The sequence below is a fragment of the Floccifex porci genome (genome assembly GCF_009696175.1).
GTDB lineage: Bacteria > Bacillota_I > Bacilli_A > Erysipelotrichales > Erysipelotrichaceae > Floccifex > Floccifex porci.
This window is the reverse complement of the sequence record NZ_VUMM01000021.1, coordinates 25,943-32,358: the sequence shown is the minus strand read 5'-3', so window position 1 is coordinate 32,358 and position 6,416 is coordinate 25,943. Positions and strand designations below refer to the sequence as shown.

The 6,416-nt window shown below is 33.1% G+C and carries 5 protein-coding genes; 3 read left to right on the top strand and 2 right to left on the bottom strand.

What is annotated here, in order from left to right; translation table 11 throughout:
* The first annotated feature begins 434 nt into the window (after nucleotides 1-434).
* Together FYJ50_RS08720 and FYJ50_RS08715 are read left to right on the top strand one after the other, a co-directional pair.
* Nucleotides 435-1,526: a M15 family metallopeptidase gene (locus FYJ50_RS08720; RefSeq protein ID WP_205946495.1), complete on the top strand. Its 1,092-nt coding sequence runs from the start codon at nucleotides 435-437 to the stop codon at nucleotides 1,524-1,526.
* 904 nt (nucleotides 1,527-2,430) lie between these two features.
* Nucleotides 2,431-3,156 carry a hypothetical protein gene (locus FYJ50_RS08715; RefSeq protein ID WP_154461103.1) on the top strand — a complete coding sequence of 242 codons (726 nt, stop codon included), beginning with the start codon at nucleotides 2,431-2,433 and terminating at the stop codon, nucleotides 3,154-3,156.
* Nucleotides 3,157-3,449: 293 nt separating this feature from the next.
* On the opposite strand, the gene FYJ50_RS08710 is transcribed toward FYJ50_RS08715, so the two are convergent.
* Nucleotides 3,450-3,818 (bottom strand): RidA family protein, encoded by a 369-nt coding sequence (locus FYJ50_RS08710; RefSeq protein ID WP_154461101.1) that lies wholly within the window; start codon nucleotides 3,816-3,818, stop codon nucleotides 3,450-3,452.
* Between the two features lie 24 nt (nucleotides 3,819-3,842).
* Nucleotides 3,843-5,066, bottom strand: coding sequence for a pyridoxal phosphate-dependent aminotransferase (locus FYJ50_RS08705; protein WP_154461099.1), 1,224 nt, complete (start codon nucleotides 5,064-5,066; stop codon nucleotides 3,843-3,845).
* Nucleotides 5,067-5,159: 93 nt separating this feature from the next.
* On the opposite strand from FYJ50_RS08705, the gene FYJ50_RS08700 reads away from it, so the two are divergent.
* On the top strand, nucleotides 5,160-6,410 hold the full coding sequence (locus tag FYJ50_RS08700; protein WP_154461097.1) for a diaminopimelate decarboxylase: 1,251 nt from the start codon (nucleotides 5,160-5,162) through the stop codon (nucleotides 6,408-6,410).
* Nucleotides 6,411-6,416: the final 6 nt, after the last annotated feature.

The window sequence follows — 6,416 nt, the reverse complement described above, 5'->3', positions numbered from 1 at the left end:
AAGAAGAAACATCAAAAAGAAATGATTATAGAAGAAATAAAAAACAACCCAAACCAAAGTGGAATGGGTTGTTGATCGATGAGATTTTTAAATATTTCCCATGTCTACTTGACTAGGGTTGTATCATCATTCAATACGAATGCTTTTTTTTATATTATGTGCAAAGCTAAAACCAGAATTAAAAAATTACATGATATGGTAAAGACATATAGAAGGAAAAAATTTTTATCGATTTTTACTGGTTTTCTTGTTTTGTGTTTGAATGGTTGCGATAACAATTGGTGCTTATGTTGGCTTATTTGCGTTTGTGAAAGGAGAAAGTGATAAAAGATATATCGAAGTTGAAAGCATTATTTATAGTGGTCAATGGTAAAATCCAATGCATGGATTGTGATCTGGTATCGTATTTTTAAAAAATAATTTATAATAAAAATATGAAGAAAATAATTGCTTTATTTATATTGTTGACAGGTGTTCTTGTTTTTATGTATTCGATATTCAGTGTTTCTTTGAAAAAAGATGTATTTGTTTTTGAATATGGAAAACATATTTCTATAAACGAAAGGTCTTTATTTAAAGATTCATGGATTGATCCAAGTCATATTGAATTGGATGTTTCTTCTATTGAAATGGAAGGCAAGTTTGCAAAACCGGGAAATTATCTGGTTGAAGTGAAGTATCAGATTCTTTTTTTCAATCAGAGTAAAACTATTCAAATAAAAGTAGAAGATCGTACAAAGCCAGTAATTAAACAGAAAAATGAAATTAAAGTGGATGTAAATGATAAAGACCATGATTTTTCTTCTTATTTTGAAATAGAAGAATTAAGTGATTATGACATTTCTTTTGATTTAGAAAAAGTAGATTTTTCTAGTTCGGGTATCTATGAAGCAACTATTATTGTTGAAGATATATATCATAATGTTTCGTCTTCTTCTTTTGAAATTGAAGTCGAAGAGACTACAAATAATCTTGTTTCAAATATACAAAGTTCATCTACAACAGCTGAACCCTGTATTGTGAATGGAATACTTGTTGTGAATAAGAAACATTCTTTGCCTTCTAATTATGCTCCAGGAGAAAATATAGAAGCCAAGAGTCAGTTTTTAAAATTAATAGCGGATATGAAAGCCGATGGTTTACAAGTCAGTGATTCGTATAGTGGATTCCGCTCTTATGAATATCAAAATTCATTGTATTGGAATTATGTGAATTCGTATGGACAGCAACAAGCGGATACATTTTCTGCCAGAGCCGGGTATTCGGAACATCAAACGGGATTGGCTTTTGATTTGATGCAGCCCAATGGAGCTTTACTGCAGTCCTATAATGAATCGGTGTGGCTGGCCAATAATGCCCATCGATATGGTTTTATTGTTCGTTATCCATATGGAAAAGAAGCTATTACAGGCTATGTGGCAGAGCCTTGGCATATTCGATATGTTGGAGATCAGGCTACAGCTATTTATCAATCGGGTTTATGTCTTGAAGAGTATTTAGGAATACAAGGTGGAGATTATAATTGAGGAGCTGTAAAGAGTAAATAATCCTAAAATAAAAAAATTGCGCTAATCATAGTTATATGACTGGCGCATTTTTGGGTATTATAGTTGTGTATGAAAAGTATAATAATCACTACTAATAAACAGTATATCAGCCAAAATTGCTATTCGATTTTAATATTTTTTATGATTGTGATATAAAAAAATGATATTTCACGTACAGTTGCTGAAGTTGTAGAAGGAGCAAATATATTTGATTATATCGACCTTACAAACAGGAATTCACATGGTCATGACGGGGTTCATCTTCTGGAGGCTGTCATTCTTGGTAAAACTCTTTTTGGCTATGTTTCAACCAAAGCCCAACAGAATCTATGTGCATTTGATATCCTGTCAAAGTCTTTGTAACACGATTTTACTTGTATAGAATATTTTTTAAAGATACGAAAAACAGCAACAAAACTTGCTGCTGTTTTTCCCATAGTGAACATAGAAGAAAATATCAAAAAGGATTGATACGATAGAGTATGCCTTATGTATTTAGATATGTATTTTTGGAAGTTTGACTTTAAGACATACTTTTCTTCTGTAACCTATGTATCCTCCTTTCGATATATACTATACATATAAAAAATGACAAAATAATGACAATGGCTTACTTAACGAAATTAATGTAAAAAATTACATAAATATATTCAAAAATTGTATGTACAAAGATATTTCATGTGTTTTTAGAAAAATTATATTACAAAAGGAAAATATCAAAGTGTGTTAAATTTTTATTGTTAATGCAAAATTGTTAAAAAATTACTTTATATAAAACAATTATTACAAAATTTTAAATAAATAGAAAGAAAAAGAAATGATGTATTATATAATGAAAAAAAGGTTAAAGAATCAGGATTAGTTAAAGGAGGGTGTGTAAACTATGGGATTATTTAATTTTAAAAACAAAGCGAAAGAAGAGGAAAAAGTTTTTCAGCAGGAGAATCTTAAAAGACTGGAAAGTGAATTTGATGTAACCAAGGCTTTAGGAGTCAAGAAATATCCGGAAGCTACACAGTTTATTTATGACAAAGAACGCAGATGCTTTGTTGTTGTGGAGGGACCTGAAGATACTTTCAAGTCAAAGAATCCGTATATTATTGATTTCGATCAGGTAAAAGATGCATATGTGGAAGTTGAAGAATTCTGGACAGAAAAACCAGGTAAGTTTGAAATTAAAGAACCCATGCAGAATAGCTTAAAAATGGGAGATTTTGACAAAGTATTCTGGAGATACAATATCTTCATGCATATTGAAACAACACATCCATATGCTAAGCATATAAAGTATCAGATGAACTACAACACAATAATCACAAGAATTTCAGGATTGAGACTTATATCAAGAAGAGGTCTGGAACTTCATGGGGAATACAAAGGGGAAGAAATTAAAAAACAGGCTGAAAGAATCGAAGAATTTGCAGTTCATCAGCAGGAAGCTGTAGGTAAAGAAAAGATGCTGAACCTGGTAACACACAATGGTCCTGATAATATGCTGGATCGACTGGCTGTAAACTATTTTGAGCAGAAGTTTGTAGATAGAATGAACACCGTCTCAAAACATCTTAACAGAGCTTATCGAATTTGTAAGATACTGGGAAAAATATAAAAACGGATTGAGATTTTTCTAAAATTATAAAGAATTTCCAGACATATATGCACTTGTCTTTTTGATTAGCGATTATAATTAGTTTTAAATCTAGACATAAAAACTCCTTTCTCATAATCACAAAATGGTAGTGGATATGGAAAGGAGTATTTTTAATAGATAATGAATATTTCATTGTGATAAATTCATTTTAGGTATGTAATGATCAAAATGAGATAGTATCCGTAAAAAATTCATGTCAAAGGAATGGTTTAATTCTTTTCAAATAAAAAAAGACTGTATTTCTACAATCTTTAGATTTCAGCTATCGCTTCGATTTCACAAAGAACACCTTTTGGTAAGTCTTTTACTGCACAGCAGCTTCTTGCTGGATTGGATACAAAGTATTGAGCATAGACTTCATTGAATGCCGCAAAGTCTTTAATATCAGCCAGAAAACAAGTTGTTTTGACTACTTTTTCCATGCTGGTTCCAGCTGCTTCCATTAATCCTTTTACATTTTTACAGGATTGATGTGCCTGTGCGATAATTCCTTCTGGAATGTTTCCTGTTTGTGGATCCACTGGAATCTGTCCAGATCCATATACCAGATTTCCTGTGACAATGGCCTGTGAATAAGGTCCAATGGCAGCAGGTGCGTTATTTGTTGTTATGACTTTCATATTCTACCTTCTTTCTTTTTTATGTTATACAATTTCTTTTTCTTTGGCAAGCTGTGTTAATGCTTTTTTAATTCGTTCCAAGCGGATTATACAGTCTTCATCTTTGGCAAAACAGGCTGTGACAATGCGAATGTGTCCCTGTCCCATCTGTCCATAAGCGGCTCCATCATTGACCAGCACATTGGCATTTTCTTTAATATAATCGGCTACTTCCTGTCCAGTACCTAACTGTGAGACATCCAGCCACGATAAAATTCCACTTTCCGATTTTTTCATTTTAACACCTGGGATAGTGGATAAAATATCATAGGCAATGGTTCTTCTTCTATCCAGTCTCTGGTAATATTCAGGAAGAATGGTTTCATCCTGTAAAGCGGCAATGGCTCCCATTGTACTGATGGTACATGGGGCACCTACTATATTGACACAGGCACCATAGTATTTATCCATGATTTCTTCATTTGTATATAGATAGGCAATTCGAAATCCGCTCAATCCATATCCTTTAGATAAAGAACAGATGGTAACGGTTCTTTCCCACATTCCTGGTAATGTACATGGACATACAAATTCAATACCATCAAAGATATGATCTTCAAATGCCTGATCACAGATTAAGATCAGATCGTGTTTAATAATAAACTTAGACAATTCCATCAGATTTTCTTTACGATAAACGGTTGTTGTAGGATTGTTTGGATGCGTTAGAATGACGGCCTTAGTTCTGGAAGTCACTCTTTTTTCCATTTCTTCTATACGAATCTGGTAATTATCTTCCGGATAGGTAGGAACCGATATAGGGGTGGCCTCTAATAATTTACAATTTAAATAATTACTTGGGTAACAAGGATCAGGAATTAAGACTTCATCTCCTTTTTTTAGAAAAGGAAGCAGTGAAAAAATAAAACCAGCATCCGAACCAGGCGTAATGATCACATTTCGACTGGGATGAATCGTAAGTCCTGTCTTTTTTGAAACGTGTTTTGCGATTTCTTCTCTAAGCTCCAATAAACCAATGGGCATTGTATAATGTGCACTGGAGCCATTTAAAATAGCTTCTATACTGGCTTTCTGAACCGATTCAGGAATGGATGGATCCGGTGCAAACATATCTGCCCATGCCATATTATCGCCACCATTTTTGACAAAATTTCCAGTTCCTTCTCCAACATCGGCTTTTTTCACATCACTGGATAAGCCTCCCTGAAGAATACGAAACTGTTCTTTCATTTTATTTGTTACTGTCATAGCTTCACCTCATTTTTATTTTAACAGATTTGAAAAACTAGACAATCTTTTTGGTTTTGATTATACTTTATGGTAAAAGGAAGGAACTTATTTATGAATAAAGTACCATTTGTATCAAAAGATCAGTTAGAAGATATTTGTCAACAATATCCAACTCCTTTTCATTTATATGATGAAAAAGGAATTCGTCAGACAGCCAGAGATTTATATAAAGCTTTTTCATGGAATAAAGGATTTAAAGAATATTTTGCGGTAAAGGCTACACCCAATCCCACAATATTAAAAATTCTGCATGAAGAAGGATGTGGAACGGATTGTTCTTCATTAACGGAATTGATGATGTCAGAAAAATGTGGCATTACAGGGGAAGAAATAATGTTTTCTTCAAACGATACCCCTGCCAATGAATTTAAAAAAGCCAAAGAATTAGGAGCCATTATCAACTTAGATGATATTACACATATTGACTTTTTAGAAAAAGAAGCTGGAATTCCAGAAACAATCTGCTGTCGCTACAATCCAGGTGGAAAATTTGAACTGGGTACAGATATTATGGATAATCCAGGGGATGCCAAATATGGAATGACTCCTTCTCAAATTAAAGAAGCCTATGTTCGTTTAAAAGAATTAGGAGCTAAAAAATTTGGAATCCATGCTTTCTTGGCTTCCAATACGGTTTCCAATGAATATTATCCAGAACTGGCTCGTATTTTATTTAAGCTTGTTGTGGAAATTAAAGAAGAAACAGGAATTGAACTATCGTTTATCAATTTATCTGGTGGAGTCGGAATTCCTTATACACCAGATAAAGAACCAAATAATATATTTGTGATTGGAGAAGGGGTACATAAAGCATTCGATGAAATCTTAGTTCCGGCAGGACTGGGAAATATAAAGATTTTTACAGAATTAGGACGTTTCATGTTAGCTCCAAATGGATGTCTGGTCACTCGTGTGATTCATGAAAAACACATTCATAAAGAATATATTGGAGTGGATGCCTGTGCAGCCAACTTAATGAGACCGGCAATTTATGGTGCATATCATCATATTACCGTTATGGGAAAAGAAAACGAACCTTGTGATCATATATACGATGTAACGGGTTCATTGTGTGAAAACTCTGATAAATTTGCCATTGATCGTAAACTTCCAAAAATTGATATTGGAGATTTACTGGTCATTCATGATACAGGAGCTCATGGTTTCTCTATGGGATATAACTACAATGGTCGTTTACGTAGTTCAGAAATTTTATTAAAAGAAGATGGAACGACAAAAATGATTCGTAGAGCTGAAACACCAGAAGATTATTTCAGAACTCTGGATGGTTTCTGGGATTAAAAATTG

Excerpts from the sequence above, each read along its gene's own strand:
- FYJ50_RS08715 (WP_154461103.1), top strand. The coding sequence starts at position 2,431 with ATGGGATTATTTAATTTTAAAAACAAAGCGAAAGAAGAGGAAAAAGTT.
- FYJ50_RS08720 (WP_205946495.1), top strand. The coding sequence starts at position 435 with ATGAAGAAAATAATTGCTTTATTTATATTGTTGACAGGTGTTCTTGTT.
- FYJ50_RS08710 (WP_154461101.1), bottom strand. The coding sequence starts at position 3,818 with ATGAAAGTCATAACAACAAATAACGCACCTGCTGCCATTGGACCTTAT.
- FYJ50_RS08700 (WP_154461097.1), top strand. The coding sequence starts at position 5,160 with ATGAATAAAGTACCATTTGTATCAAAAGATCAGTTAGAAGATATTTGT.
- FYJ50_RS08705 (WP_154461099.1), bottom strand. The coding sequence starts at position 5,066 with ATGACAGTAACAAATAAAATGAAAGAACAGTTTCGTATTCTTCAGGGA.